We start from the raw sequence: 25,731 nt of genomic DNA on the forward strand, positions 1-25,731 counted from the left end.
CGTGCGTTTTCGCGAGATCGCCCGCACTCGACGGGGCTTGGCCGCACTGGCGGTGACTGGGCTGGCGGCGGGAGCCGCGCTCACCGCGGCCGCCGTCACCGAGCCTCCTGCGGCCGCGGCGCCCCTGGACCGCTACTACCACCAGCAGCTGGACTGGAAATCGTGCGATATTCCGGAACTCGACGGTATGGGCGGGCAGTGCGCCGACATCACCGTGCCGCTGAATTACGCCGAGCCGCAGGGCCGTACGACCACCGTCGCCCTCTCCCGCATCCCCGCCACCGACCCGGCGCGACGGCGCGGCGTCGTGCTGTCGAATCCGGGCGGTCCCGGTGGCGCGGGCCTGGACTACTTCGTGGATACCAGCAAGGCCCTGACTCCCGAGGTCCGCGCCCGCTACGACCTCATCGGCATGGATCCCCGCGGCGTGGGCCGGTCCGACGCCGTGAACTGCCACTGGCCGACCGGCTTCGGATTGCAGTTCGCGGGAGTCGACGCCAAGGGTTTCGCCGAATCCGTCGCGAGCCAGTCCGATCTGGCGGCACGGTGCGCGGCCGCCGAGGGAGATCGGCTGCCGCACATGACGACTCGCAATACCGCCCGCGACATGGACGTCATCCGCACCGTGCTCGGTGAAAGCCGGATCAACTACGTGGGCACCTCGTACGGCACCTACCTGGGTGCGGTGTACATGCAGATGTTTCCGGACCGGTCCGACCGCATGGTGCTCGACGGCAGTGTCGACCCCGACCGCTACGGCGTGGTCGGCATGGTGCAGGACATGGGCGCACCTAATGAGGCCGCGCTCGACGCCTGGGCGGCCTGGACCGCCGAACGCGACGGTGAATACCACCTCGGCGCGACCGCGGCCGCCGTCCGTGACCTGGTCCAGCGGCTCATCGCGCGCGCCGCGACCCAGCCCATCCGGATCGGCGACTTCGACGTCGACGCGCACTCCCTGCCCCTGGTGCTCTACATCGCCTTCGACTCCCCGCAGAACTACGGCCGTGCCGCACAACAGATCCGGGAACTGGCCGACGCCGCCGACGGGCAGCGGGTCGAGCCGGACGAGAACCTGGCGGGCAGCCTGGCCGTGATACTGCGCGCCCAGCCGCGCGACATGTCACCGTCGATGGCGGTGCTCTGCGGAGATGTCGGCGCGCCCCGCGATCCGGCCTGGTACTGGCGCAACCTCGAGGCCTCGCGCGCCACCCAGCCGGTCTTCGGGGCACTGGCGAACAACATCACGCCGTGCGCGTTCTGGGCCCCGCCCGTCGAATCACCCACGGCCATCGCCAATGCGATGCCGAGCCTGATCGTCCAGGCCACCGGTGACACCCGCACCAGCTATGGCGGCGCGCTCGCCATGCACCGGGCGCTGACCGGCTCCCGCATGGTGACATTGCAGGACGTCGGCATCCATTCGATCCTCGGCCGCTACCCGAACGCCTGCGTCTACGACGCCGTGAACACCTACCTGGCGGACGGCGTCCTGCCCGCCACCGACCTCACCTGCCGCGACGAGTGATCAGCCGGCGTTCAGATAGGCGAGGACGGCCAGCACCCGCCGGTGCCCCACCTCGTCGGCGAACAGCCCCAGCTTGGCGAAGATGCTCCGAATGTGTTTGAGCACAGCGCCTTCGGTGACCACGAGGCGCTCGGCGATCGTGGCATTGTCGAGCCCCTCGGCCATGAGCGCCAGCACCTCCCGCTCGCGCGGGGTGAGGGCCGCCAGCGGGTCGTCGGTCTTGCGCCGCACCAGCAGTTGGGAGATCACCTCGGGATCCATGGCGGTCCCGCCCTCGGCGACCCGGCGCAGCGAATCCAGGAAGCGATCCACCTTCCCGACCCGCTCCTTGAGCAGATAGCCGATCCCGCCCGCCCCATCGCCGAGCAGTTCGGCGGCGTAGCTGTCCTCGACCCAGGCCGACAGCACCAGTACCGGCAGGCCGGGATGAATCTGCCTGGCGCGCACCGCTGCCCGCAGCCCGTCATCGGTGTAGGTGGGCGGCATCCGCACATCCACCACCACCGCGTCGGGCCGGTCGGCGGCGACCACCCGCAGGAAATCGTCGGCATTGTCGACCGCCGCGACCACGTCGATACCGGCGGTCTTCAACAACAGCGCCAGTCCCTCGCGCAGCAGCGCGTCGTCCTCGGCGATCACCACCCGCATGACGCCACCACCTCGTTTACCGGTTCCTTCACGATCCGCACGGCAGCTCCACGCGCACCAGGGTGGGCCCGCCCGGCGGGCTGCTCAGCAGCATCCGGCCGTCCAGCGCCTCGGCCCGCCGCCGGATTCCGGCCAGCCCGCCACCCGCGATCTCGATCGCCGAGCCGATCCCGTCGTCCCGGACCTCGACGACCAACACCTCGGCGGTACCCCCGAGGCCGACTCGGAGCTGCCGGGCCCCGGAGTGTTTGGTCGCATTGGTCAGTGCTTCCGCGATCACGAAGTACGCGGCCCCTTCGACCGCGGCGGGCCGTCGCCGGAATCGAGTGCCCGCGGCCGGGATCGGATCCTGGCCCCGCTGTGCGGCGGCGCGCGGCTCCTCCCCGTCGATATCGAGTGCGCACGGGATCGGCGAGCGGGCGGCCAGCGCCGAAACGGCGCTCGCCAGACCACGATCCGCGAGCACCGGCGGATAGATGCCCCGCACGACGTCCCGCAGTTCGGCGAGTGCGGCCTCCGCGGTGTCCTGTGCCTTGCGCACCAGCTCCCCCGCCGCACCCGGATCGCGTTGCCGCAGTTGGTCCGCCAGTCCGAGCTGCATGATCACCGCGGCGATTCGCGCCTGCGCACCGTCGTGCAGATCCCGTTCGATGCGTCGCAGTTCCGCCCCGTGCGCGTCCAGGGCGGCCGCGCGCGTGGCGGTGAGTTCGGCGACCCGGACCGCCAGCTCGGCCCGCGGGGACCCGAGTAATGTCCGCGCCAGCAGCGCCTGCCAGCGGGCCACGGCGGGAATCTGGAGCACCAAGGCGGCCAAGGGAATCGCGATGAGGGCACTGAGCGCGGCCAGCGGCCACGAATCCACGACGAAACCGAAGCTCTCGACGGTGCCCGGCGGCACGATCCGCCAATACGCCGGTATCGCGAGCTGATTCAGGAAGCCCCAGGGCAGTCCGATCGAGAACAGCGCGACCACCATGCCGGGCACCCCGTGCACGCACAGCCAGGCGATATCCCGCGCGTTTGCCGGATCCTGGAAGGAGGTCGCCAGCCGCTGCTGGAGCCCGCCCGTCATCGGCCGGTAGGCCACCGTGATCGGCGCGCCCAGTCGTTTTCCGGCCCGCCGCCGCTCGAACCCGGTCAGCGGCCGGATCAGCCGCAGGAATTCGGGAATCGCGGGAATGCCGACGCCGATCAGACTGGTGGCCGCCACCAGCAGCACACCGACCGTCGCAAGGACGGCCGCGGCTCCCGTAGCGCCACCGATCAGCAGGTAGCCGATGCTCCCCGGCAGCGCCCGCAGCCGATCCGCCGTCCACCGTCGCGCGCTCGGAACGGCGGCGCCGGAATCACCATCGCCCCGGGCATCCACCGCCGCGCCGCCGGCCCGGCGATCCGGGCCGTGCTCCGGCATCGGGTCGGCAGTCATGCCACCAACCTACTGGCTGTGCAATGGGCACAGTCGGGGCCTTCCGCCGGGTATTGTCCGGCGCCGACCTGGCCGGATTCGGCGCGCCGCGTTGGTTCACTCCGGCGCGCCGCTTCCGGGCCCGGTCAGCGTTGCTTGCCGCCGCGTTCCTTGTACATCCGGCGCTGGCTCTTGTTGATGTCCTTCCACACCTTCTTGCGCTCGGCCTGCAACCGGGCGTCGGTGCGGGAGGCCAGCCAGTCGTTCTCCCGGCTCAGCTTGCGGAAGCTGTCCAGGCGCCGCTGCGGCAGCTCACCGGATGCGATGGCCGCCAGCACCGCGCACCCCGGTTCGGTGCGGTGGTCACAGTCGGCGAACCGGCACAGTCCGGCCAGGGATTCGACGTCGCTGAAGGTGCGGCCCAGACCTGTCGCGGCATCCCAGAGACCGACCGACCGCAGGCCCGGCGTATCGATGAGCGTGCCGCCACCGGGCAGCGGCCGCAGTTCGCGGTGCACGGTGGTGTGCCGGCCGCGCTTGTCGCCTTCGCGGACCGCCTGGGTCGCGAAGACATCCGCGCCGAGCAGGGCGTTGGCGAGCGTGGACTTGCCCGCACCCGAGGGGCCGATCAGGGCGACGGTGCCGGACAGCAGGGAGGTCAGCACATCCATGCCGACACCGCCGGAAGCGCTGACCGCCAGCACGGTCACGCCGGGCGCGGCGGCCCGGACGTCCTCGATCGGAATATCGTGGGCCAGATCGGCTTTGGTGAGCACCACCACCGGTTGGGCGCCGGATTCCCAGGCCAGCGCGAGCAGCCGCTCGATGCGCCCGAGATCGACGTCCCCGTCACCGGCGGTGCACACCAGCACGGTGTCCACGTTCGCGGCCAGCACCTGGTGGGCGGATTTGGCGCGGGACTCGGGCTGCCCGGAGACCGCCGCCCGGACGATCGCGGTCCGGCGCGGCAGCAGGGCTCGCACCGTGCGCCCGCGGTCGATGGCCACCCAGTCGCCGGTGCACAATCCGCTGACCTCGGAATCCGAGCGCGGAAGCTGTGCGCGGACCACCGCGGCCGTCAAACGGCTCTGGTAGTCGGCGGTGGGCAGTGGGGCGGCGATATCGCATTCACTGCGATCCATGCGAATCACGCGGGCGGGAATCAGGTCCTCGCCCAGTAGCGGCAGGTAGTCGGCGGCCAGGGCGGAGTTCCAGCCGTAGGGGGAGAGCAGGTCGAGATCGACCGTAGACATGTGGAGTCCTTCGACGGGCCGAGCCCGGATCATGGACTCAGCGAGGGGAATTCGAGGTGGAGGCGCGCACCGCGCGCGTGAACGCGGGCACGGCAATCCGCACAGTCGTCGTCACGAAACTCCACCTCCCATCTCTCCTCATGCCGTCACCGAGGCGACCGCTCCCAACAAGAACGGGGACAAGCTTGGCAGCCTGTCCCCGTTGTGCGCAACGTATTTTCTCGCCCGGTCCTTCGGGGTTTACCCGGAGAGTCCGAGAGTTGGACTCACCTACGACGAGGGCTTGTCGAACTGCTCCCGGCGGCCCATCCGCTGCAGGCGTAGCCACTCCATCAGCCCGGCCGGGTCCTTCTGCTGCACCAGGAAGAACCACCCGAAGCGGGCGACCTCCTGCGGCAACAGCTTTCGCATGCCCGGCTGAGCCATCAGGTAGCCGCGGTTGCGGTAGGTGAAGTGCCGCTTGACCGGATCGTCCGGGTACTGGGTGTGCATGCGCCCGCCCAGGATCGGCTTGAACTCGGCCGAGCCGTTCGGGTGCAGGTAGGCGGTCTGCAGGCAGGTGCCGAAGGGCAGCCCGGACCGCACCAGCCGCCGGTGCACCTCCACTTCGTCACCGCGCACGAACAGCCGCAGGTCCGGCACGCCGATCTTGTCGACGGCCGTCGCGGACACCAGCGCGCCATTGAACAGCGAGGCGATGCCGGGCAGGAAGTCCTCGTCGCCCAGCTCGGACCGCAGTCGCCGCCACACCACGCCGCGCCGCAGCGGGAAGGCCAGCCGGTCCGGGTCGTCGATATCGGCCACCACCGGCGACACCTCGACCAGCGAGTGCCGTTCGGCGCAGTCGAAGAGGGTGGCGAGCACGTCGGGGCCCTCGGGCCGGCCGTCGTCGTCGGCCAGCCAGACCCAGTCGGCGCCCATGGTGAGCGCGTGCAGCATGCCGAGCGCGAAACCGCCCGCGCCGCCCAGATTGTGTTCCGAACCCAGGTAGGTGGATTCGATGGGCTGCTGCTTCACCAGCTCGCCCACCTCGGCCTCGTTGCCGTTGTCGACCACGATCAGATGGTCGACCGGACGGGTCTGGCTGCTCAGCACCTTCAGCGATTCGGCGAGCAGTTCCCGGCGTTTGTGCGTGACCACGATGGCGACGATGCGGGCCTCGTCGCCGTAAAGGGGGGTGGATGGCTCACTCATGCGGGGTTCCGTTCCGGTTCACGTTCACGTTCCAGATCCCGCAGCACCTGCGCCACGTGATCACCCGCCTCCGGGCCCTCGTAGGCCCGCACCACGTCCTCGATGCCGCCCTGCATGCGCACCTGTCCGTGATCGATCCACATGGCGCGGTCGCACAACTGGGCCAGGAACTCATTGGAATGGCTGGCGAAGACGAGAATGCCAGAGCGCGAGACCAATTCCTGCAGACGCACCCGCGCCTTCTTCATGAATTCCGCGTCGACCGCGCCGATGCCCTCGTCGAGCAGCAGGATCTCCGGATCGATGGAGGTCACCACGCCCATCGCCAGACGCACCCGCATACCGGTCGAGTAGGTGCGCAGCGGCATCGCCAAATAGTCGCCCAGCTCGGTGAATTCGGCGATCTCGTCGATCTTGGACAGCATCTGCTTGCGGGTCTGCCCGAGGAACAGGCCGCGAATGATGATGTTGTCGTAGCCGGAGACCTCGGGGTCCATGCCCACGCCGAGATCGAAGACCGGCGCCACCCGGCCGCGAATCCGCGCGCTGCCGCGGGTCGGTTCGTAGATGCCCGAGAGCAACCGCAGCAGTGTCGATTTGCCCGCGCCGTTGTGGCCGACCAAGCCGACGCGATCGCCCTCCTTCAGCGACAGCGAGATATCCCGCAGCGCCTCCACGACCACCACATCGGATTGGTTGCGTCCGATGGCCCCACCGGCCGAACCCAGTACCGCCTTCTTCAGCGACCGGGATTTGGCGTCGAAGATGGGGAATTCCACCCACGCGTTCTGGGTCTCGATACTCACATGGTCGGTCATTGAGCCTTCACACCCAGTAGGGGACTCGGGAACGGAACTTTTTCATAGCCAGTATCGCGACTATCCAGCCGACGACGGTGATCGCCACCACCACAATCCAGCTGCGCAGGTGGATCGGGTCGCCCAGCAGGGGAGCGCGCACGATTTCCAGGTAGTGGAAGGTCGGCACCAGTTCGGCCAGCTTGGCCCGATCGCTGGCGGTGCCCGACAGCGCCGAGGTCTTCCACATGACCGGGGTGAGCACGAACAACATCAGGGTGGTGCTGCCCAGGATCGGCGCCAGATCCCGATAGCGGGTGCTGAAGATGCCGAACACGATCGTCACCCAGATGGCATTGAGGAACAGCAGCACCAGGGCCGGAATCGCCAGCAGCGCCGACCAGTGCAGATGCCGCCAGATCCCGAACGCGGGCACCATCACCGCGTAGATGATCAGGTTGTGGGCGAAGAACAGGAACTGCCGCCACACCAAGCGGTACACGTGCACGCTCAGCGCCGACGGCAGCTGTTTGATCAAGCCCTCATTCGCGATGAAGACATCCGAGCCTTCGAGAATGCTGGCATTGATCACATTCCAGACGATCAATCCCACTGTCACGTACGGCAGATACGAACTCAGCGACTGCCCGAACAGTGTGGCATAGAGCACGCCCATCGCGGCGGCCTGCAAACCGGTGGCGATGGTGATCCAGAACGGGCCCAGCACCGAGCGCCGGTACCGCTGCTTGATGTCCTGCCACCCCAATGCCAGCCATAGTTCACGCTGGGAGAACCCGTCGCGAAAATCCTTGAAGGCGCGACCGAAGGACTGGGAGTCCGACACCAGCGGCACTATTTCAGTGTCCGGGCGCACGTCGGTCTTCGCCGAGTCAGGGGGAGCAGCAGCAGGCACAGCACCCGACCCTATCTAATGGCAAACGCTTTGCGCGCAGAACCTGCCGCCGACCGCGTTGTATCGGCGGCAGGACGGGCTGTCAGAGGTATTGACCGCCGCCGGAACCCTGCTGTCCGCGGGGGTCGCCGTGGCTCATGCCGGGCGGGAGGGCCTGGCGCATCTGCTCGAGTTGGGCGCGGGCCGCCATCTGCTGGGCGAACAGGGCGGTCTGGATGCCGTGGAAGAGGCCCTCCAGCCAGCCGACCAGCTGGGCCTGGGCGATGCGCAGTTCCGCGTCGGAGGGGATGGTCTCGTCGGTGAAGGGCAGGGCCAGCCGCTCCAGCTCCTCGCGGAGTTCGGGGGCGAGGCCGGTTTCCAGTTCCCGGATGGAGGTGCGGTGGATCTCGCGCAGCCGGGTGCGGGAGGCGTCGTCCAGCGGCGCGTGCCGGACCTCCTCGAGCAGCTGCTTGATCATGGTGCCGATGCGCATGACCTTCGCGGGCTGCTCCACCATGTCGGCGAGCGACTCCTCCTTCTCCTGGGAGTCGTCCAGAATGCCCGAATTATCATCACCGACAACCTGTCCGGTGATCTCCACCGGCTCGCCGCCGATCTGGGCCGCCGCCGGGATGAACAGTGGCTTCCCTTCGGGCCCGATCACGACAATGTTCTCCGGAACCCCATCGGATTGCGTCATGTCTCCCATCCTGCCCAATCCGTACCGAACCCGCTAAGTCACACCCCAACCCGCGAGCATCTGGCGCCGCAGGTGTAACTCCCGCCCCGTGTGAAACGAAGCCGTGGATAGACCGGACAGCGACGTCCCGTCCAGTTTGTTCGGTAGATGCTGGTCGTCCCTTTCTGGGCGGACGCTTCCATCCCTACCGTTACCCAGTCGTGCCCTCTCCCTTTAGAGTGGCCAGCATGACTTACGACGTCGCACGGGTGCGGGGCCTGATTCCGTCCCTGGGCGACGGCTGGATCCATCTAGACCCTCAAGCGGGCATGCTGGTCCCGGATTCGGTATCCCGGGCCGTCTCAACGGGTTTCCGGACCTCCGCGTTCTCGCACTCCAATCGGCACGGCGCGGCCAAGCGCAGCGCCGCGATCCTGGAGGCCGCGCGCGAGGCCGTCGCCGACCTGGTCGGCGGAGATCCGGCGGGCGTCGTGCTCGGCCCGGATCGCGCGGTCCTGCTGGCCTGGCTGGCCGAATCGCTGAGCTCCCGGCTGGGTCTGGGCACCGGGATCGTGCTGTCGCGCCTGGATGACGAGGCGAATGTCGCGCCCTGGCTGCGCATCGCGAATCGCTATGGCGCGCACGTGCGCTGGGCCGAGGTCGAGATCGAGACCTGCGAGATGCCGGCCTGGCAGTTCGAGGAGCTCATCGGGCCCACCGCCCGGCTGGTCGCGCTGACCGCCGCCTCGCCCATCGTGGGCTCCGCGCCCGCGGTCCGGGTGGCCGCGGACCGCGTGCACGAGGTCGGCGGCCTGCTGGTCGCCGACTGCTTCGGCGCCGCGCCCTACGCGCTCATCGACATCGACGAACTCAACGCCGACGTGATCGCCCTGAGCGCACCGGCCTGGGGCGGCCCGCAGATCGGCGCGCTGGTCTTCCGCGACCCGGCCTTCCTGGACCGGATTCCGTCCATGTCGCTGAATCCCTATGCCAAGGGCGCGGAACGGCTCGAGGTGGGCGGCCACCAGTACGCGCTGCTGGCCGGGCTCACCACCTCCATCGACTACCTGGCCTCGCTGGACGAACGCGCCACCGGCACCCGCCGCGAACGCCTGGAGATGTCGATCACCTCGCTGCAGGACTATCACGACCAGCTCTTCGAGCATCTGATGGCGGTGCTGGACACCATCCCGAATCTGACCGTGATCGGCCGCGCCTCCACCCGCATCCCGACGGTGAGCTTCACCATCGCGGGCATGCAGGCGGAGAAGGTCTCCGCCAAGCTGGCCGACGCCCGCATCGGCACGCTGAGCGGCTCCCACGGCGGCAGCCGCCTGCTCGACGCCCTGGGCGTCAATGACGAGGGCGGCGCGGTGACCATCGGACTCGCGCCCTACACAACGACTTTCGAGATCGACCAGCTCGGCCGCGCGCTGGCCGCCCTCGACACCTAGGATCGTGCGGCCACCCAGGCCCTAGACCTCGCGGATCTGCAGGATCACCTTGCCGACGGTCTGCTCGGAGTCCAGCAGCCGGTGCGCCCGCGCCACCTCGGTCACCGGAACCTCGGCCGACACCACCGGCGCCACGGTGCCGTCGGAGATCAACGGCCACAGGTGGCGGCGCAGTTCGGTGATGATCTCCGCCTTCGACCCGCGCCCGTGCTCGGGACGGCGGCGCAGATTGGTGGCGTGCACCGAGCCCCGCTTGCCCAGCAGCACGCCCAGATTCAATTCCGCCTGCACGCCGCCCTGCATGCCGATCACCACCAGATGCCCGTCCTCGGCGAGCGCGTCGACATTGCGCTTCAGATAGGACGCGCCCATATTGTCGAGAATGATGTCGGCGCCCGGATATTCGCTGTGCAGCGTGGTCACGAAATCGTGCTCGCGGTAATTGATCAGTACCGTCGCGCCCAATTCCGCGCACCGGTCCAGCTTGAACTGCGATCCGGCCGTCACCGCCACCCGTGCGCCCAGCGCCCGCGCCACCTGGATGGCGTGCGTGCCGATACCGCTGCCGCCGCCGTGAATCAGCAGCAAGTGCCCGCTGTGCAGGCCCGCGGTCATCACCAGGTTGGACCACACGGTGGCCGCCGCCTCCGGCAGCGCGGCCGCGGCGGCCACGTCCAGGCCGTCGGGTACCGGCAGCAGTTGCGAGGCGGGCGCGTTCACCCGTTCGGCGTAACCGCCGCCGGCCAGCAGCGCGCACACCTGATCGCCGGGACGCCAATCCCGTACGCCGGGACCGACTTCCGCGACGGTCCCGGAGACCTCCAGCCCCAGGATCTCGCTCGCGCCGGTCGGCGGGGGATACAGGCCCTGCCGTTGCAGCAGGTCCGCGCGGTTCACCCCCGCCGCCGTCACATCGATCGCCACTTCGCCCGGTCCGGGCGCGGGCAGGTCGTCCACCTGCGCCCATTTCATGACCTCTGGCCCACCGAAACCGTCGAGTGTCACCGCATACATGAAAACGAGCCTACGACCGAGCCGCACCGATTACTGTCAGGCCACCCTCGGGCGCGGTACAGCATCCTCTCAGCTTCGACCGGCACCGTGTGTGTGGAGGGATTCGAAAGGAGATTCCATGATCACCACCCTGACCGTTCTCGGCGGCATGGTCATCCTGGCCGCCATGGCGATGTCCGGCTTCGTCGCCCACGACGCCCCGCGCGCCCTGGTCCGCGTCCGAAACCGCCGATAGTCCCCGAGTACTTTCGACCCCCTACGCGGCCGGGTCGAAAGTACTAGCGTTCCGGGGCATGAGCAGTTTCGTCGACTTCCAGAACGAGATCTATCTCGCCGGTCTGGCGGGCGCTGTCCCGGCGCTCCCGATGACCGCGGTGGGCCTGGAAGAGCGGGCTCGGGAAGAGCTGGATCCGGCGGCCTTCGCTTATGTGGCGGGCAGCGCGTCCTCCGAACGCACCGCGCACGCCAATCTCACCGCCTTCGAGAAGTACCGGCTGCTGCCGCGTGTGCTGCGCGGCGCGAGCGGGCCCGGCGCGCGTGACCACTCGGTCGAGGTGCTCGGAACCCGTTTGGCCGCACCGATTCTCACCGCGCCGGTCGGCGTGCTGGGTCTGTTGCGCGAGCGCGGCGAGACCCTGGTCGCCGACGTCACCAAGGAACTGGGCATCGGCATGTGCCTGTCCACCGCCGCCTCCTCCACCATCGAGGAGGTCGGCGCCCGGGCCGGGGCCTGGTGGTATCAGCTGTACTGGCCCAATGACACGGAGCTGGCCCGCTCCTTCGTCGAACGCGCCGAGAAGGCCGGCGCCAAGGCCATCGTCGTCACCGCCGACACCCCCGCGCTGGGCTGGCGGCCCCGCGATCTCCGGCACGGCCACCTGCCGTTCCTGCACGGCCAGGGCATCGCCAACTACCTGTCCGACCCGGTCTTCCGGGCCAAGCTGAGCGCCCCGCCGGAGGAGAGCGAGGAGGCGCTGCGCGCGGCCGTGCTCACCTGGTCCGGGCTGTTCGGCAATCACGCGCTGCGCCCGGCGGACCTCGCCCGCCTGCGGGACTGGACCGAACTGCCGATCGCCGTGAAGGGCATCCTGCACCCCGACGACGCCCGCCAGGTGGTGGACGCGGGCGCGGACGCGGTGATCGTGAGCAATCACGGCGGCCGGCAGGTCGACGGGGCGATCGGCGCGCTGGACGCGCTGCCGACCATCGTGGCCACCGTCGGCGATCGCGCGGACGTGCTCTTCGACTCCGGTATTCGCACCGGGTCCGACGTCATGATCGCGCTGTCCCTGGGCGCCAAGGCCGTCCTCTACGGCCGCCCCTGGGTGTACGGCCTGGGCCTGGCGGGCGCGGACGGCGTGCGCCACGCGCTGCGCTGCCTGCTCGCGGATTTCGATGCGGCCATGGGGCTTTCGGGCTGCCGCGGTCCGCACGAGCTGAGCCGCACCATGATCTCGTCCTACCGCGTTTAGCCCGCGCGCGCGGAGGAATCCTGCGGGGGGAAACCGCGCGGGACCGCCGAGCTGAGGAGGGGCGATCACACGCCGTCACAACAATGAGCCGGTGGCCGCGGCCGCGGGCCGGAATACGCTCGAACCGAGGTGGCTCACCCCGGAGCAGCAGCGTGCCTGGCGCGCCTACATGGACGGCAGCCAGCGCCTCATGTCCGACCTCAACCGGCAGCTGCAACGCGACTGCGATCTGTCCCTGGCCGAGTACCGCATTCTGACCAAACTCTCCGAGGCCCCCGGCCGCGCCCTGCGCATGAGTGACCTGGCAGACGGCGTGCTGTCCTCCCGCAGCCGCCTCACCCACCAGGTCCGCCGCATGGAGGCGCAGCGCATGGTCCGCCGCATCGCCTGCGAGGACGACGGCCGCGGTGTGCTGGCCCAGCTCACCGACGAGGGCCTGTGCCGCCTGCGGACCGCCGCGCCCGCCCACGTCGCCGCGGTCCGCCGGTTCTTCGTGGACCTGCTCACCCCGCAGCAGCTGGCCGCGGTGGCCGCGGCCCTGGACCTGGTGAATCTGGCCGCCGACCACCGCGCCGACACCAGGTCGGCCGCCGATCCGGAGTGATCGGCTACGCGGATCTGGAAGCGGCAGGCCGACCGCACGCGCCATCAGTTACCATCAGTCCGCTTGGAAGCGTGGCAGAGCGGCCGAATGCACTCGCCTTGAAAGCGAGCGTTGTGAAAGCAACCGGGGGTTCAAATCCCTCCGCTTCCGCGTGAAGATGCTGGCGGCCAAGGGATTTCAGACCCCTTGGCCGTCGGCATTTCGCATTACCGGGCGGGGAGGTTCGCGAGCCAGTCGCGGATGATCGGGTCGGTGACCTCGGGGTGGGTGAACGGCACCGAGTGGGCCGCGCCCAGCCCCTCGATGGTCTCGACCCGGGTCGGACCGCCCAGCTGCGCGGCCAGTTCCTCGGTCTGGCGGCGGCTGTGGATCTGATCCTGCACCCCGTGCATCAGCAGCGCGGGCGCGGTGATGTCCTTGACCAGGTCGACGATGGACTCACGATCGATGAGGCAGCGTCCGGCCTGCTCGAGCCGACGCCGATCGGAGGCGTTCCACTTGTCGAGCCAGTAGCGGCGCTGTTCGCGGGTGCCGCCGATCATCTGCACCGCGATCGGGGTGGCGATGGGCTCCAGCGGGACGTCGCCCAGGATCCACTGGTTCATGATGATCATCTCGAAGCCAACGGATTCCGCGTCGTCGTAGGCGTCCGCCCGGGTGCCGATCAGGATCAGGCCGCGCACCCGCGCGGGCTGCAGCAGCGCCATGCGCAGGCCGATCCAGCCGCCCTGCAGCAGGCCGCCCACGACCAGCCGGTCCAGGCCGAGGTGATCGATGACAGCCCATGCGTCCCAGGCCAATCGCCAGTTGTCGAACGGCTCGGCCGGGTCCTCGGTGTGGCCGTGGCCGCGCGCGTCGATGGTGACGACCCGGTAGTCCGGGGCCAGCGACGCCTCCTGGGCGGCCCACATCTCGGTGTCCTGGAAGAAGCCGTGCATCAGCAGCACCGCCGGGCCGTCGCCGCCGGTGTCGCGATAGTGGATCTTCGCCCCGTCTTCGGTCGTCACGAACGGCATGCGGCGGCGCCCCCTGTCAGGTCTTCGGTTGCGCCGGTGTGGATTCGAGGCGCGTGCCGACCCTAACAGGAACGTGTTCTAGATGAAGCGCGCGATCGTCGCCGGATCGGTGGCGAACTCCAGGAACGCGTCGTTCTCGTGCGGATCGCCCGCCGTGACGCGCACGCCGTCCGCGCCGTAGGGCCGGATGATGACCCCCGCCTCGGTGCTGGCCGCCCCGTATTCGGCGCTGCGGTCGCCCAGCGGCAGCCAGACGAAGTTGGCGTGACTCACCGGCACCCGGTAGCCCGCCGCCAGCAGCGCGGCGCGCATGCGATCCCGTTCGGCCACAACCGCATCGGTGCGCTCGATCAGCTCCGGCCGCGCCTCCAACGACGCGATGGCCGCCGCCTGCGCCACCCGGCTCACGCTGAACGGGATGTGCACCTTCATCAGCGCGGTGATCACCTCGGGCGCGCCGACCGCGTAGCCGACGCGCAGCCCCGCGAGGCCGTACGCCTTCGAAAACGTGCGCAGCACCAGCACATTCGGGCGCGTGCGGCCCAGTTCGACGCCGTCCGGGAAGTCCACGGCGGGCATCCGCACGTACTCGAAATACGCCTCGTCCAGCACCACCAGGACGTCGGAGGGCACCGTGTCGAGGAACTCCACGAGCTCGGCCCGGCCGCGCGCGGTGCCGGTCGGATTGTTCGGGTTGCACACGAACACCACGCGGGTTTTCGGGGTGATCGCCGCCGCCAAAGCGTCCAGGTCGTGGGTGAATTCATCGTCCAGCGGCACCTGCACCGCCTTCGCGCCCGCCACCTGGGTGACGATCGGGTACGCCTCGAACGAGCGCCACGCGAACAGCACCTCGTCGTCGGGGTTGCGGCAGGTGATCTGCACCAGCTCCTGGCACAGCGCGACGCTGCCGCACCCGGCCGCCACGTTCTCCAGCTCCACGCCCAGGAAATCCGCGATGGCGCCGCGCAATTCGATGGCGTGGTTGTCCGGGTACCGGTTGGACAGCTCGACCGCCTCGGCAATGGCCTTGGTCACCGACGGCAGCGGCGGGAAGGTGGTCTCGTTGCTGGCCAGCTTCACCGCGCCGGGGTGGGTCTTGCCGGCGACGTACGCGGGGATGGCATCGAGGTCCGGGCGAATGTGCGCGCTCACCCCTCCACCCTATGTGCAGTGCCGGCGGGGTCGCCCGGGGGTGTCGTCCGGTTTGCGCGAATGCCGGCCGGGGTTCGCTCGCCCACCCCGAGCCGGGCTCGAATCGCGCTCGGCTGGAGTGTCTCCGGCCCTCCTGACCGGCGGAAAGATTTATCCCGTTTTTACCTAGCACAACTACAGTGGCCCTATGTCGGGCATCTATCGAGAACTGGCCCCTGTGCACGACACCACCGCGATAGCGCTGACCGTGCTCGAACCCGAGGGACACACGCGCGGCGGCATCGTGGTGTTGCACGAATCACGTGAATTCACCGAGCCATTGCTGGAACTCATGCGAGCGCTCGCCGCCGACGGCTGGACCGTCATCGCCCCCGACCTGTTCCACCGCCCCGCCAACGGCAGCCTCGTCGACCGCGTCTTCGGCGACGACCTCTTCGCCGACTTCGACGCCTGCTTCGAGTGGCTCACCGGACACGGCGTCTTCCGCGACTGCATCGGCGTCCTCGGCTTCGACTCCGCCGGCACCGCCGCCGCCCTGGTCGCCACCAACCGCCGCGTCGGCGCGGCCGTCAGCGTCGCCGCCCCCGGCATCGAAACGCCCCTCACCGAGCAGGCCGTCGCCCTGCTCGCCGCCGCGCCCGCCTTCCAGGCCCCTTGGCTAGGCCTGTTCGGCGAGGACGACCCGCGCACGCCGCCCGATCAGGTGGACCGCCTGCGCGAGGCCGCCGCCCGCGCCGACGTCGCCACCCTGGTGGTCACCTACCCCGGTCTCCACCACCGCCCCGACCAACCCGGCTTCGACCCCACCGCCCTCGACGACGTCTCCGTGCTCGACGCACAGACCAGAATCTACGAATGGTTCGACTCGCACCTACGCTGACCAGCCGATTTGGCCTATTGGTCACCCGCTGTGTAATCTTCTGTCCCGGCGGTTCGAAAGGAACCGGCGCCCTCGAAGAGGGGCACCAGGAGGCGTGCCAGAGCGGCCGAATGGGACTCACTGCTAATGAGTTGTCCCTTCACGGGGACCGGAGGTTCAAATCCTCTCGCCTCCGCCACTGCCCGGTACGCCGGGTGGACATTTGAATAGACATGCGCCCGTAGCTCAACGGATAGAGCATCTGACTACGGATCAGAAGGTTAGGGGTTCGAATCCCTTCGGGCGCACAAACAAAGGCCCCACACCAAACGGTGTGGGGCCTTTGGCTTTTGGCGGATGCGGCTACTTCCAGGCGGCGAGGGCGGGGAGGTCGCCGGTGAGGTCGGCGCCGGGGGCGCGGCCGATGAGCCAAGCGGCCAGGGATGCGGCGGGGCCGCTGATCTCGGGGCCCTGAGTGCCCACTGCGCCGGTGTAGCCGGTGTCGGTGGCGATGACCGTGAAGCCCGCTCCGTCGGTGGGCTTCACCTCCCTCAGGGACTCGGCGAGCAGGCGGGTGGTGAAGTCCTCGGGCCAGTCGGCGGGGGTGTAGCCGATGTTCAGGTCGACGTGGTGGATCTCCACCTCCAGCAGGCGCATCCAGATGACGCGGGTCGCGGGGATCTCGCCGCCCATGCGGTTGCGGACGGTGGCGGTCCAGCGGTCGGCGGGCATGACGCGGGCCAGGGCGAGCCAGCGTTCGGCGGAGGCGGTGAGGTCCTCGAGTTGGTCGCGCAGCGCGCGCGGCGCACCGGCCTCGATGTCGGATTCGCGGAGGTATTGGCTTGCGTACTGCGGGGTTTCGATGCCGGTGCGGGCCCACAGCAGCAGGTTGACCAGGCTGTCGGCATTGCGGGAGAGGTGCGCGAGCACGTGGCCGCGGGTCCAGCCGGGCAGGAGGGAGGGGTCGACGAGGTCGGCGTCGCTCAGCGCGGCGACCGCGGGGAGCAGGCGCTCGGTCGCGGCGGCGACGGTGTCGAGCTGGGCGGCGGTGTCGGCGAGGTGCGCGTCGCTGGTCACGGTCCGACCCTAACCGCTGCGGGCGGTCAGCGGCCGGACGAGCGCACGGTGCGCCGGTGCCGGGACGGCGTCCCGGAATCGCGTTCGGCCACAACGATTTGCACGGCCAGCGCCACCAGCCACAGGGACATGGCCCCGACCTGGATGCGCTGCGCGATGCCCAGGCCGTAGTTGCCGGGCAGGTTGTCGGCGATCAGCATCCACGCCGTCACCACCGAGCCGACGATCAGAATCCACAAGCCGGTGTGCCGCAGGATCGGCCAGCGCCGGTACTTGAACGCGGCCACCGTGAACGCGATCATCGCGATGTAGATCGAGAAGACGGCCAGGGTGCTGGTCAGCGCGTGAATCTGGTGCAGCTGCGGGAACAGTCCGGTATCCACATAGCGTTTGGGCGCGCCCGGCTCGTCGGGCACGATCGGCCACTGCGCGTCCGCGATGGTCGCCGCGCCGAAGCAGGCCAGCGCCACCCAGCCGATGGTGGAGTAGAGCCGCCGCGAGAACAGCAGCACGCCGCCCAGCCCCGCCACCACCAGCAGCGAGCCGGAGACGGTGTCACCGGTGGTGAAGACCCAGCGGAACGGTGCGCCCTTCTCGGCCAGCTGGCTGAGGAAGGTGTTGGTCGGGTTGCTCTGGATGGGCAGGATGAATTCCAGGACCCAGGAGGAGTAGCCGAGTCCGGCGACCGCGATCAAGATCGCGATGAACCATCGCAGTACCCGTCGCCATCGCGGCTGGAGCACGGTCGTGCTCGGAGCCGCCTCGGCTAGTTTCTGCTCGGTTGGCATCACCGCGCTCGCTTTCGCTGGCCTCGCTCACTCGTACTGCCCTGCCCGGCAGTTTTCGATTCGCCCGGACTGGTCGGCTGGTCCGGTTGCTACGTCCATTGTCGCCCATTGGTTAACACAGACGTCACACGCCGCGCGACAACGCGGTCATCACCAGGTCGGTAGCCGATTCGGCGGCCTCGTGCTCCCACACCCGCACCACGGTCCAGCCCGCCGCCGCCAGGCGGGCATCGGTGTCGCGGTCGCGCGCCACATTCCCCGCCAGCTTCTCGGACCACCATTCGGCGTTGTTCTTCGGGCGAGTCGCATGCGTCGGACAGCTGTGCCAGAAGCACCCGTCCACATAGACCGCCACCTTCCGCCGCGGGAACACGATGTCCGCCCGCCGCCGTAGTCCCGGCAGCGGCGCCCGGTCCACGAAGTAGCGCTCGCCGCGCCGATGCAATTCCCGCCGCAGGGCCAGCTCCGGCTTCGTCCCCACGCGGCGCTGCTTGGCCATCCGGGCGCTGGTCGCCGCGTCGGTGACCGGCCGCGCATCCGTCATGCGGCCATCCTTGCCGCGCCGGACCAGGCCGGCAAGGTTCACGCGGCCTTGACGGGAGCGCCTCCCATGCGCTCGAGATGGTTCTCGACGTCGTCGAGGAAGCCCTCGGGGAAGCGCAGCGAACCCATCTGGGTGCGGCGCAGGAATCCGGCGGTCGCCCGGGCCGAGAGCAGCCGGGGATCGTCGAGGAACCAGCGCAGGTCCTCGTACGGCGCGTGAACCGGCCAGGTGGACACCGGAACCCGCCGCACCTCCCCGCGATGCCCCCAGGCCGCTGTCGGCCAGCTGCGGCGGGTCAGCGGTTCGCCGTCGGGGACCGGGTCGTCGGCGGGGTCGGTGACGCGCCCGGCGATCCACTCGGCCATGCGCACGCTCACCGCGTTGCCGACCAGCTTCCAGCGATGCCCGGGACGCACGCCCGGGACCTCCAGCGCCGGAGTCGTCCAGTCGCGGTCGAAGCCCTGCAACCGTTCCCCGTCGGTGATGCCCGGCGTCACCAGTTCCCCCGACGGCAGCCGGACAGCGGGCGGGCTGGCGATGCCCAGGCCCGAACCGCCCTTCAGGGTGGGCACCGCGTTCACCGCCCAGCCCAGTCCCCGGTTGCCCTCGGTCCAGTAGAAGCCGCACGGATCGTGCGCCGGATCGCCGACCTCCCGCGGGCCCGCGTCGGTCCCGAACAGGATGGGCCGCGGATCCTCGGTGCGGGAAGCCAGCATCAGCACCCGCTCCCGCCGCTGCGGCAGCCCGAACGCGCGCGCGTCCACCACCCGGTAGGCCCAGGTGTAGCCGAGTTCGGTGAGGGCGTCGGTGATGTGGCGCATGGCCGCGCCGCCGCCGAGTTGCAGCATGAACGGCACGTTCTCGATCAGTAGCCAGCGCGGCCCCCGCTTGCGCTTGACCAGCCGGAACACCTCGTCCACCAAACCCGAACGGGAGCCGGTGATTCCGGCCGTGCGCCCGGCCTGGGACAGGTCCTGGCATGGGAATCCGGCCGCCACCAGCTCGATCCCGGACGGCAGCGCGCGCAGCTTGGTCACGTCCGAATGTAGTGGCACGCCGGGGAAATGCGCCGCCAGCACGGCCTGCGCGCCCGAATCGATCTCGCAGAGCAGTTCACTGCGCCACCCGTGGGCCGCGAGCCCGAGTTCCAGCCCACCGATGCCGGCGAACAGGCCGACCATCCGCGCGCCCGTCACAACAGTCCCTTTCACCCCGGAGTCCCCGTGCCGCAGAGCACGTTACTCGAGTCCCCTCATCGACACCGAGCGCAACGCCCGGCGGAGCCGGACATCCAGAGCCGGTCGCTATCATTCGGGCGATCGGTCAGCGGGCGCCGGCGTGCGGAAACGCCGAGAACCGCTCCGCACCATTGCATGTTGATCACGATGTCCGGTCATGGGAGTGATACCGGCCGGGGATCTCGGACGAACCGGGGCCTGCAACTACGGTTATAGGCGTGACGGATAACGGGAGTGAGGACGCCAAGCCGGTGGCGCCGCGGTGGCCGGCCATTCTCACCTGGCGCGCACACAACGCCTCACGCATGGAATCGGTGCGGGTGGTGGTGAGCGGCAACCGGATTCGCGCCGCGGGCCGGATCATCGCCGGCGACTGCGCGGACCATCCCGCGTTCAGCGCCTCCTACGACCTGGTCACCGATGAATCCGGGGTCACCAAGCGGCTGTCGCTGCGCAGCACGCTGGCCACCGGCGAACGCCACGCCTCGATCGCGCGCGACGAGGAGGACTACTGGCTGATCGACGCCGGAAACACCCATGTGCGCTCCACCTTCGGCGGGGCGCTGGACGTGGACGTGGTGCTGAGCCCGTTCTTCAACACGCTCCCGATCCGCCGCTACGGGCTGGCCCGGGCGAGCGAGGACGTGCAGGTTCCGGTCGTCTACGTGCGGCTACCGGACCTGCTGGTGCAGGAAGCCAGCCTCACGTACAGCAGCGGGCCGGACGGCATCCACGTGCTGTCCCCGGTGTCCTCGGCGACCGTCACCGTCGACCAGGACGGATTTCTCCTCGACTATCCGGGCCTGGCCGAACGGATCTGATCCCGGTCAGTCGAGGGACGTGAGAACGCCGCCGGCGCGCCCGGCGTCGATGAGCTTGGTGAGCCAGTTGCGCTCGCCCAGACTGATGTCGGTGATCGGCCAGCGCTCGTTGTCCTCGTAGTCGGTGCGGGCGTCGTGACCGGCCTCGGTCAGTTCGGTGATGGTGCCGTCGCCGCGCAGGCTGTCGCGGGCCTGGGTGAGCACCTCGAGGGTGTCGTCGAGGACGTCCAGCAGGGCGGCGGCATTGGGTTCGCAGATGGCGCGGACCAGTTCGGGGGAGGTGGCGGCGACGCGAGTGCCGTCGCGGAAGGAACCCGCCGCGAGGCCGAGCGCCAGCGGGCCGCCGTTGGCGCCTTCGATGGCGAGGGCCTCGGCGAGCACGTGGGGTAGGTGCGAGATGCGGGCGACCGCGCGGTCGTGCTCCACCGCCAGCACCGGGACCACCACCGCGCCGCAGTCCAGGGCGAGCTGGGCGACGCGCCGGAAGTTGTCGGCGTGCACGCCCGGGTCCACACTGACCGCCCAGGCGGCGTTCTTGAACAGGTCGGGAGTGGATGCGGCCCAACCGGATTCGCTGGTCCCGGCCATCGGGTGACCGCCCACGTAGCGGGCGCCCAGTTCGTGGCGTTGCACGGCGGCCGCGACCGGGGCCTTCACGCTCACCACGTCGGTGAGCACGCAGTCGGGTGCGAAGGTCTTCACATCGGAGAGCACCGCGTCGATGGCGGGCATGGGCACGCCGACCACGATCAGCGCGTCGCGTTCGGCGGCGCGCGACAGCACCGCCTCCACGTCGCTGATCACGTCGTAGCCGTCCATCCGCGCGGCCTTGGCGCCGACCTCGGACCGGTTGTAGCCGAAGGCCTCGTAGCCGCCGGCGGCGGCGGCCCGCAGGACCGAACCGCCGATCAAACCGGTACCCAGGACGCAGACAGCTGGTTTCGAAGTGCCCGTCATGCGATCAGATTCGCATACGACTTCAACATTTCCCCCGAAGCGGACTACCGTTGCGCGCATGGCAGCACAACGCTCGAGCACGAACAGGGCGGCGTCGGACGACTTCGACGACGTGGAAGGGTTCGCGGTGGCCGTTGTCCGTGAGGAAGCCAACTGGAAGGTGACGTCGCTGAGCGACGCGTCCCTGACCAGTTTGTCCGCGGCCGAAGACGAGTTGCGCGCGCTGCGCAGTTCCGGCGCGGTGTTCGGCCTGATCGACGTCGACGACGAGTTCTTCATCATCCTGCGCCCCGGCCCGACGGGTAGCCGCATCCTGATCTCGGACGCCACCGCTGCCATCGACTACGACATCGCGGTCGACGTACTCGAGGAACTCAATGTCGAGGTCCCCGACATCGACCCCGACGAGATCGACGACGTCGAACCGTGGGAAGAGGGCGACCTCGGCGTCCTCTCCGACCTCGGCCTGCCCGAGCCGGTGCTGGCGGTCATCCTCGCCGAGACCGACCTGTACCCCGACGAGCAGCTCGGCATGATCGCCCAGCGACTCGGCTTCGCCAACGAGTTCTCGGCGGTCCTGGACAAGCTCCCGCGTTGACCGGCTCGCTCGCCGCCGATGAGGCGATGATGCGAGCCGCCATCGCCGCCGCGGCCGCGGCCGACCCGCGCGACGTCCCCGTCGGCGCGGTCGTCTTCGACGCCGACGGCCGCGAACTCGCGCGCGCCGCCAACGCCCGGGAAGCCCTGGGCGATCCCACCGCCCACGCCGAAGTCCTCGCCCTGCGCGCCGCCGCCCGGGTCCACGGCGACGGCTGGCGACTCGAGGGCGCCACCCTCGCCGTCACCCTCGAGCCCTGCACCATGTGCGCCGGCGCCCTGGTCCTGTCCCGGGTCTCCCGCGTCGTCTTCGGCGCCTGGGAACCCAAGACCGGCGCCGTCGGCTCCCTGTGGGACGTGGTCCGTGACCGACGTCTCAATCACCGCCCCCAAGTCCGCGCCGGCGTCCTCGAACCCGAATGCGCCGCTCTCCTGGACTCTTTCTTCCAATCCCACCGCCCCTAGCCTCCTCTCCAGCCGATTTCGGTTTCCGCATGGTCCTCCTGTAAAGTCACCACCGGTGGCGTGTCCGAGCGGCCTAAGGAGCACGCCTCGAAAGCGTGTGAGGGGTAACCCCCCTCCGAGGGTTCAAATCCCTCCGCCACCGCTGAGGAGCCCCTCACCTGTTCACGCAGGCGAGGGGCTTCTTCTATTTATCCGAACCAAAAGGTTTGCTTAAGGCTTGGCTCGCAGGATTGCTTGCAACGCAGAACTTTCCGTGCGAACGAGCAGCCTGGAGGCTTCGATGTCCTACCCGCACAATCAGCCTGGTCAGGCCTACTGGTATCCCGCGCAGCAGGTGCCGCCTCGGGTGGACAGCGCCGCCGGGGTTCTCGCGGGGGTTGCGGCCCTCGGGTTCGGGTTGCTCACCGCGTTGGGAAGTGCTGCGCAGTACCACCTGTGGTGGAGCTATTCGGATGAGATGCGGAAGCTCATGGGTGTGCTGCCGTCGATGGTGTGCGGCCCGATCGCTGCCTTGCTGCTGATCCCCGGCGGCATCTTGCTGCTGCGTCGTACGGCGGTAGGCCGAGTCCTGGTCATTCTCGGCTTCGTTCCGCTCTTCGCCGAACAGGTGCTCGAGTGGCAGAAGCATGTGCCTGCGAGCCCCTTCGTACTGGCCTGGTCGCTCGGCCTCATGGCCCTCTATCTGGGAGTGGTCATCCTCGCCGCCCTACCCTCCGTCACCCGCTGGATCGACGCCCGCTGAATGAATAGGTAGTCCTATCTGTCGGCGCCTACCGGAAATGCGCCAATTAAGTTAAGGGGCAAGGACATTCGGCATGAAGTTGTTTTGAATGACTGCGCTTCAATTTGTCGGTGGGGTGTTGTAACTTCGCGCATGGACGTCGATCGTTAGGGCGTCGAATGAACGAAGGGGTCAGTATGGAGAACACTCGGATTCGGCGGGCGGGCATCGGGATTGCCGCCTTCGCCGCGGTGGCGGCGGGGATCGCGGGGGTGCCGGCGGCATCGGCTGATGCCGTGCAGTGCCCGCAGGGGGTGTGGCCGCAGGTGTCGAGTTCGACGTTGTATGCGGGGCAGACGTATACCTTGACCGCGCCGGCCTGTAGTGGCGCGACCACCGCGTGGTTCTCGGTCTTCTCGAAGACCCAGAACAAGTGGCTGGACCCGCAGAACGTTTCGATGACGTTGAGCCAGAGTGGCGGGAACGCCGTGTTCACGGCGTCGTGGACCCCGACTCAGACCGGTGGCAACGAGATCCACGTGATCGAGCAGAGTGACACCACCACTTTCGTGTCCAACCCGAACACGGTGAACGTGGATACGGCTCCGAGCACCGGAACCGATACGGGCAGTGCCGGTTCCATTCCAGTCATCGGCGGCTTGCTGAAACTGCTCGGATTCTGAACCGAACGGCGAGAGATGTGAGTCCCGCGCTGGGAAACGGTGCGGGGCTTTTCTTTTCAGGGGCGGAGGCCGTCGAGGAGGAGGTCGAGGACTCGGTTGACGGCGGTGGGGTAGGGCTCGTCGGGGGTGGCGTAGATCTGGAGGGTCATCAGGCGGCCGATGTCGGCGGGGGTGACGTCGGGGCGGAGGGTGCCGTCGGCGTGGGCTCGGGTGGTCAGGCTGTCGATGCGGTCGGTGATGGTGGCGCGGACTTCGGTGAGGGTGGGGTCGGCCTTGATGTCGGCGTGGAGGGTGGGTTCGATGGCGGCGGCGAGGGCGCCGAGGCGGAGTTCGGCGCAGGCTCGGAGGAGGCGGGTGAGGGCTTCGAAGGGGGTGGGGGCCTCGCGTTCGGCGGTGGCGGCCAGGTCGGAGAGGGCCGAGAGGTAGGAGTGGGCGGCGGCGGTGATGAGGGCGCCGCGGTCGGGGAATCGGCGGTAGAGGGTGCCGACGCCTACGCCGGCGGCGTCGGCGATGTCCTTCATGGAGACGTTGGCGCCCTGCTCCCGGAAGACGAGCTGGGCGGCGGCCAGGATCTGGTCGCGGTTGTTACGGGCGTCGGACCTGAGCTCGGCCGTTGTCCTCACCTCCGGCAATAAGTGGACGAAATTCTTCCGGTTACTGTACCGTCTGAAAAGTGGACGAAAATCGTCCACTTCGGATGGAGGTGATGACGATGAGCAAGGCTGTGCTGATCTCCGGGGCGGGGATCGCGGGGGCGACGCTCGCGTATTGGCTGGGGCGCAACGGGTTCGATGTGACCGTGGTCGAGCGGGCGCGCGGACAGCGGTCGAGCGGGAACCCGATCGACGTGAAGGGGCCCGCGGTCGAGGTGGTCGAAGCCATGGGGGTGATGCCCGCGCTGCGGGCGGTGGCGTCGGCCGTGGATCGGATGAGCTTCGTGGACGAGACCGGCAGGAAGCGGTCGGGGTTGCGGCTCAGCGCTTTTCAAGGTGGGGCGGGGGATCGGGAGGTGGAGGTCGCTCGGGCGGATCTGGCGGGCATCCTGCTCGAGTCGGCTCGCGACAAGGCCGAAGTCCGCTGGGGAGAGTCGATTTCGGCGATCACGCGGGATGCGGGCGGGGTGGATGTCCGCTTCGAGAGCGGCGGCACCGGCCGCTACGACTATGTGATCGGAGCCGACGGCCTGCATTCGAACGTCCGGCGGCTGGTCTTCGGCGACGAGGCCCGATTCCTTCGCCACCTGGGCATGTACGCCACCACCCTGCCCGTCGACCGGGTCTTCGACGACGACCGTGCGGTGGTCATGTTCAACCGGCCGGGCCGCGCGATCACCGTCCACCCGTCCAAGGGGAAAGCCGTGGCCGCCTTCATGTTCCGGCGGCCCGCTGTTCCCGGCTTCGACCACCGTGACCTCGCGCAACACAAACGCCTGGTCGCCGCCGCCTTCACCGGCCGCACCGGCATCTTCACCGAGCTCCTCGATCGACTCCAGGCCGCCGACGACATCTACTTCGACTCGGTGAGCCGAATCAGCCTGCCGCACTGGTCGATCGGCCGCGTCGCCCTGCTCGGCGACGCCGGATCCTCGCTCTCCCTGTTCGGCGACGGCTCCACCCTCGCCATCGCGGGTGCGCACACCCTGGCCGAGGAACTCATCCGCACACCCGATGACCCCCGGCAGGCTCTGGTGGCCTACGAGCGCCGCCACCGCAAGCTCGTCGAACCCAAGCAGCGCGGCTTCCGCGCGGCCGCCGCCCTCATGGTTCCCGGCACCGCCGCCGGCATCGCGCTCCGCAACGCTGCCGTCCGCTTCCTGCGCTGACGAACAAGGCGTGCAAACGAACTCGGCCCCCACCCGGAATCCGGGTGG

27 protein-coding genes and 4 tRNA genes are annotated in these 25,731 nt (G+C 69.2%); 15 read left to right on the forward strand and 16 right to left on the reverse strand.

Features of this window, described 5'->3' with window-relative positions; genetic code table 11:
* Position 1: 1 nt before the first annotated feature.
* The gene (locus ACQPYY_RS00775; protein ID WP_433592428.1) at positions 2-1,528 is read left to right on the forward strand and encodes an alpha/beta hydrolase; all 1,527 of its coding nucleotides are present in this window, start codon (positions 2-4) and stop codon (positions 1,526-1,528) included.
* On the opposite strand, the gene ACQPYY_RS00780 is transcribed toward ACQPYY_RS00775, so the two are convergent.
* From ACQPYY_RS00780 to ACQPYY_RS00810, 7 genes are all read right to left on the reverse strand, one after another.
* Positions 1,529-2,176, reverse strand: coding sequence for a response regulator (locus tag ACQPYY_RS00780; protein WP_433592429.1), 648 nt, complete (start codon positions 2,174-2,176; stop codon positions 1,529-1,531).
* A 28-nt stretch (positions 2,177-2,204) separates the two neighbouring features.
* Positions 2,205-3,602: a sensor histidine kinase gene (locus ACQPYY_RS00785; RefSeq protein WP_433592430.1), complete on the reverse strand. Its 1,398-nt coding sequence runs from the start codon at positions 3,600-3,602 to the stop codon at positions 2,205-2,207.
* A 125-nt stretch (positions 3,603-3,727) separates the two neighbouring features.
* Entirely contained in the window at positions 3,728-4,834 is a 1,107-nt protein-coding gene (gene rsgA / locus ACQPYY_RS00790) for a ribosome small subunit-dependent GTPase A (protein ID WP_433592431.1), read from the reverse strand.
* Positions 4,835-5,104: 270 nt separating this feature from the next.
* Positions 5,105-6,028 carry a galactofuranosyltransferase GlfT1 gene (gene glfT1 / locus ACQPYY_RS00795; protein WP_379103275.1) on the reverse strand — a complete coding sequence of 308 codons (924 nt, stop codon included), beginning with the start codon at positions 6,026-6,028 and terminating at the stop codon, positions 5,105-5,107.
* Entirely contained in the window at positions 6,025-6,846 is an 822-nt protein-coding gene (gene wzt / locus ACQPYY_RS00800; RefSeq protein ID WP_379103277.1) for a galactan export ABC transporter ATP-binding subunit Wzt/RfbE, read from the reverse strand. Before wzt ends, glfT1 begins: the two co-directional genes overlap by 4 nt.
* A gap of 7 nt (positions 6,847-6,853) precedes the next feature.
* Entirely contained in the window at positions 6,854-7,678 is an 825-nt protein-coding gene (wzm, locus tag ACQPYY_RS00805) for a galactan export ABC transporter permease subunit Wzm/RfbD (protein WP_379103279.1), read from the reverse strand.
* Between the two features lie 142 nt (positions 7,679-7,820).
* Positions 7,821-8,417, reverse strand: a complete 597-nt coding sequence (locus ACQPYY_RS00810) for a bacterial proteasome activator family protein (RefSeq protein WP_433592432.1) — start codon at positions 8,415-8,417, stop codon at positions 7,821-7,823.
* 227 nt (positions 8,418-8,644) lie between these two features.
* Here ACQPYY_RS00810 and ACQPYY_RS00815 point away from each other — a divergent pair, with 227 nt between their 5' ends.
* A complete protein-coding gene (locus ACQPYY_RS00815) occupies positions 8,645-9,850 on the forward strand; it encodes a cysteine desulfurase-like protein (RefSeq protein ID WP_357088066.1) in 1,206 nt (401 codons plus the stop codon).
* 21 nt (positions 9,851-9,871) lie between these two features.
* Here the strand turns inward: ACQPYY_RS00815 and ACQPYY_RS00820 are convergent, their stop codons facing one another.
* A complete protein-coding gene (locus tag ACQPYY_RS00820; protein ID WP_379103283.1) occupies positions 9,872-10,864 on the reverse strand; it encodes an NAD(P)H-quinone oxidoreductase in 993 nt (330 codons plus the stop codon).
* 293 nt (positions 10,865-11,157) lie between these two features.
* On the opposite strand from ACQPYY_RS00820, the gene ACQPYY_RS00825 reads away from it, so the two are divergent.
* The 3 genes from ACQPYY_RS00825 to ACQPYY_RS00835 all read left to right on the forward strand — a co-directional run bounded on the left by ACQPYY_RS00825 (position 11,158) and on the right by ACQPYY_RS00835 (position 13,090).
* Entirely contained in the window at positions 11,158-12,336 is a 1,179-nt protein-coding gene (locus ACQPYY_RS00825; protein ID WP_433592433.1) for an alpha-hydroxy-acid oxidizing protein, read from the forward strand.
* Between the two features lie 169 nt (positions 12,337-12,505).
* Positions 12,506-12,940: a MarR family winged helix-turn-helix transcriptional regulator gene (locus tag ACQPYY_RS00830; protein WP_433594805.1), complete on the forward strand. Its 435-nt coding sequence runs from the start codon at positions 12,506-12,508 to the stop codon at positions 12,938-12,940.
* Positions 12,941-13,005: 65 nt separating this feature from the next.
* A tRNA-Ser gene (locus ACQPYY_RS00835) sits at positions 13,006-13,090 on the forward strand.
* Between the two features lie 56 nt (positions 13,091-13,146).
* Here the strand turns inward: ACQPYY_RS00835 and ACQPYY_RS00840 are convergent.
* Both ACQPYY_RS00840 and hisC read right to left on the reverse strand, forming a co-directional pair.
* Positions 13,147-13,947, reverse strand: a complete 801-nt coding sequence (locus tag ACQPYY_RS00840; RefSeq protein ID WP_433592434.1) for an alpha/beta fold hydrolase — start codon at positions 13,945-13,947, stop codon at positions 13,147-13,149.
* Between the two features lie 87 nt (positions 13,948-14,034).
* Positions 14,035-15,111 carry a histidinol-phosphate transaminase gene (hisC, locus tag ACQPYY_RS00845; RefSeq protein ID WP_433592435.1) on the reverse strand — a complete coding sequence of 359 codons (1,077 nt, stop codon included), beginning with the start codon at positions 15,109-15,111 and terminating at the stop codon, positions 14,035-14,037.
* Between the two features lie 187 nt (positions 15,112-15,298).
* Here hisC and ACQPYY_RS00850 point away from each other — a divergent pair, with 187 nt between their 5' ends.
* From ACQPYY_RS00850 to ACQPYY_RS00860, 3 genes are all read left to right on the forward strand, one after another.
* Positions 15,299-15,991: a dienelactone hydrolase family protein gene (locus ACQPYY_RS00850; protein ID WP_379103303.1), complete on the forward strand. Its 693-nt coding sequence runs from the start codon at positions 15,299-15,301 to the stop codon at positions 15,989-15,991.
* Positions 15,992-16,079: 88 nt separating this feature from the next.
* Positions 16,080-16,169: transfer RNA gene (locus ACQPYY_RS00855), tRNA-Ser, on the forward strand.
* A 36-nt stretch (positions 16,170-16,205) separates the two neighbouring features.
* Positions 16,206-16,278: transfer RNA gene (locus ACQPYY_RS00860), tRNA-Arg, on the forward strand.
* A gap of 55 nt (positions 16,279-16,333) precedes the next feature.
* Here ACQPYY_RS00860 and ACQPYY_RS00865 read toward each other — a convergent pair.
* The 4 genes from ACQPYY_RS00865 to ACQPYY_RS00880 form a co-directional block, all read right to left on the reverse strand.
* Positions 16,334-17,047 (reverse strand): maleylpyruvate isomerase family mycothiol-dependent enzyme, encoded by a 714-nt coding sequence (locus tag ACQPYY_RS00865; protein WP_433592436.1) that lies wholly within the window; start codon positions 17,045-17,047, stop codon positions 16,334-16,336.
* Positions 17,048-17,073: 26 nt separating this feature from the next.
* On the reverse strand, positions 17,074-17,835 hold the full coding sequence (locus ACQPYY_RS00870; protein WP_433592437.1) for a DUF998 domain-containing protein: 762 nt from the start codon (positions 17,833-17,835) through the stop codon (positions 17,074-17,076).
* 124 nt (positions 17,836-17,959) lie between these two features.
* A complete protein-coding gene (locus ACQPYY_RS00875) occupies positions 17,960-18,379 on the reverse strand; it encodes a very short patch repair endonuclease (RefSeq protein ID WP_433592438.1) in 420 nt (139 codons plus the stop codon).
* Positions 18,380-18,417: 38 nt separating this feature from the next.
* Positions 18,418-19,560, reverse strand: coding sequence for a DNA cytosine methyltransferase (locus ACQPYY_RS00880; RefSeq protein WP_433594806.1), 1,143 nt, complete (start codon positions 19,558-19,560; stop codon positions 18,418-18,420).
* Positions 19,561-19,835: 275 nt separating this feature from the next.
* Between ACQPYY_RS00880 and ACQPYY_RS00885 the strand changes: the two genes are divergently transcribed.
* Positions 19,836-20,438: a putative glycolipid-binding domain-containing protein gene (locus ACQPYY_RS00885; RefSeq protein WP_379103344.1), complete on the forward strand. Its 603-nt coding sequence runs from the start codon at positions 19,836-19,838 to the stop codon at positions 20,436-20,438.
* Positions 20,439-20,444: 6 nt separating this feature from the next.
* Here the strand turns inward: ACQPYY_RS00885 and ACQPYY_RS00890 are convergent, their stop codons facing one another.
* A complete protein-coding gene (locus ACQPYY_RS00890; protein WP_433592439.1) occupies positions 20,445-21,395 on the reverse strand; it encodes a prephenate dehydrogenase in 951 nt (316 codons plus the stop codon).
* A 58-nt stretch (positions 21,396-21,453) separates the two neighbouring features.
* Here ACQPYY_RS00890 and ACQPYY_RS00895 point away from each other — a divergent pair, with 58 nt between their 5' ends.
* From ACQPYY_RS00895 to ACQPYY_RS00915, 5 genes are all read left to right on the forward strand, one after another.
* Positions 21,454-21,993 carry a tRNA adenosine deaminase-associated protein gene (locus tag ACQPYY_RS00895; RefSeq protein WP_379103348.1) on the forward strand — a complete coding sequence of 180 codons (540 nt, stop codon included), beginning with the start codon at positions 21,454-21,456 and terminating at the stop codon, positions 21,991-21,993.
* 26 nt (positions 21,994-22,019) lie between these two features.
* Positions 22,020-22,457, forward strand: coding sequence for a nucleoside deaminase (locus tag ACQPYY_RS00900; protein ID WP_433594807.1), 438 nt, complete (start codon positions 22,020-22,022; stop codon positions 22,455-22,457).
* A 54-nt stretch (positions 22,458-22,511) separates the two neighbouring features.
* Positions 22,512-22,599, forward strand: a tRNA-Ser gene (locus tag ACQPYY_RS00905).
* 138 nt (positions 22,600-22,737) lie between these two features.
* The gene (locus ACQPYY_RS00910; protein ID WP_379103350.1) at positions 22,738-23,199 is read left to right on the forward strand and encodes a hypothetical protein; all 462 of its coding nucleotides are present in this window, start codon (positions 22,738-22,740) and stop codon (positions 23,197-23,199) included.
* A gap of 176 nt (positions 23,200-23,375) precedes the next feature.
* Positions 23,376-23,861 carry a hypothetical protein gene (locus ACQPYY_RS00915; RefSeq protein WP_433592440.1) on the forward strand — a complete coding sequence of 162 codons (486 nt, stop codon included), beginning with the start codon at positions 23,376-23,378 and terminating at the stop codon, positions 23,859-23,861.
* A gap of 56 nt (positions 23,862-23,917) precedes the next feature.
* On the opposite strand, the gene ACQPYY_RS00920 is transcribed toward ACQPYY_RS00915, so the two are convergent.
* Positions 23,918-24,484: a TetR/AcrR family transcriptional regulator gene (locus ACQPYY_RS00920; RefSeq protein WP_433592441.1), complete on the reverse strand. Its 567-nt coding sequence runs from the start codon at positions 24,482-24,484 to the stop codon at positions 23,918-23,920.
* An 89-nt stretch (positions 24,485-24,573) separates the two neighbouring features.
* On the opposite strand from ACQPYY_RS00920, the gene ACQPYY_RS00925 reads away from it, so the two are divergent.
* A complete protein-coding gene (locus ACQPYY_RS00925; protein WP_433592442.1) occupies positions 24,574-25,683 on the forward strand; it encodes an FAD-dependent monooxygenase in 1,110 nt (369 codons plus the stop codon).
* The last annotated feature ends 48 nt before the right edge of the window (positions 25,684-25,731 follow it).

This window comes from Nocardia sp. CA-145437, assembly GCF_050956485.1.
Classification (GTDB): domain Bacteria; phylum Actinomycetota; class Actinomycetes; order Mycobacteriales; family Mycobacteriaceae; genus Nocardia.

Coding starts and splice junctions, on each gene's coding strand:
- ACQPYY_RS00780 (WP_433592429.1), bottom strand. CDS start 2,176: ATGCGGGTGGTGATCGCCGAGGACGACGCGCTGCTGCGCGAGGGACTG.
- ACQPYY_RS00785 (WP_433592430.1), bottom strand. CDS start 3,602: ATGACTGCCGACCCGATGCCGGAGCACGGCCCGGATCGCCGGGCCGGC.
- rsgA (WP_433592431.1), bottom strand. CDS start 4,834: ATGTCTACGGTCGATCTCGACCTGCTCTCCCCCTACGGCTGGAACTCC.
- glfT1 (WP_379103275.1), bottom strand. CDS start 6,028: ATGAGTGAGCCATCCACCCCCCTTTACGGCGACGAGGCCCGCATCGTC.
- wzt (WP_379103277.1), bottom strand. CDS start 6,846: ATGACCGACCATGTGAGTATCGAGACCCAGAACGCGTGGGTGGAATTC.
- ACQPYY_RS00810 (WP_433592432.1), bottom strand. CDS start 8,417: ATGACGCAATCCGATGGGGTTCCGGAGAACATTGTCGTGATCGGGCCC.
- ACQPYY_RS00815 (WP_357088066.1), top strand. CDS start 8,645: ATGACTTACGACGTCGCACGGGTGCGGGGCCTGATTCCGTCCCTGGGC.
- ACQPYY_RS00820 (WP_379103283.1), bottom strand. CDS start 10,864: ATGTATGCGGTGACACTCGACGGTTTCGGTGGGCCAGAGGTCATGAAA.
- ACQPYY_RS00825 (WP_433592433.1), top strand. CDS start 11,158: ATGAGCAGTTTCGTCGACTTCCAGAACGAGATCTATCTCGCCGGTCTG.
- ACQPYY_RS00830 (WP_433594805.1), top strand. CDS start 12,506: ATGGACGGCAGCCAGCGCCTCATGTCCGACCTCAACCGGCAGCTGCAA.
- ACQPYY_RS00850 (WP_379103303.1), top strand. CDS start 15,299: ATGTCGGGCATCTATCGAGAACTGGCCCCTGTGCACGACACCACCGCG.
- ACQPYY_RS00870 (WP_433592437.1), bottom strand. CDS start 17,835: ATGCCAACCGAGCAGAAACTAGCCGAGGCGGCTCCGAGCACGACCGTG.
- ACQPYY_RS00875 (WP_433592438.1), bottom strand. CDS start 18,379: ATGACGGATGCGCGGCCGGTCACCGACGCGGCGACCAGCGCCCGGATG.
- ACQPYY_RS00880 (WP_433594806.1), bottom strand. CDS start 19,560: ATGGTCGGCCTGTTCGCCGGCATCGGTGGGCTGGAACTCGGGCTCGCG.
- ACQPYY_RS00890 (WP_433592439.1), bottom strand. CDS start 21,395: ATGACGGGCACTTCGAAACCAGCTGTCTGCGTCCTGGGTACCGGTTTG.
- ACQPYY_RS00895 (WP_379103348.1), top strand. CDS start 21,454: ATGGCAGCACAACGCTCGAGCACGAACAGGGCGGCGTCGGACGACTTC.
- ACQPYY_RS00900 (WP_433594807.1), top strand. CDS start 22,020: ATGATGCGAGCCGCCATCGCCGCCGCGGCCGCGGCCGACCCGCGCGAC.
- ACQPYY_RS00910 (WP_379103350.1), top strand. CDS start 22,738: ATGTCCTACCCGCACAATCAGCCTGGTCAGGCCTACTGGTATCCCGCG.
- ACQPYY_RS00915 (WP_433592440.1), top strand. CDS start 23,376: ATGGAGAACACTCGGATTCGGCGGGCGGGCATCGGGATTGCCGCCTTC.
- ACQPYY_RS00925 (WP_433592442.1), top strand. CDS start 24,574: ATGAGCAAGGCTGTGCTGATCTCCGGGGCGGGGATCGCGGGGGCGACG.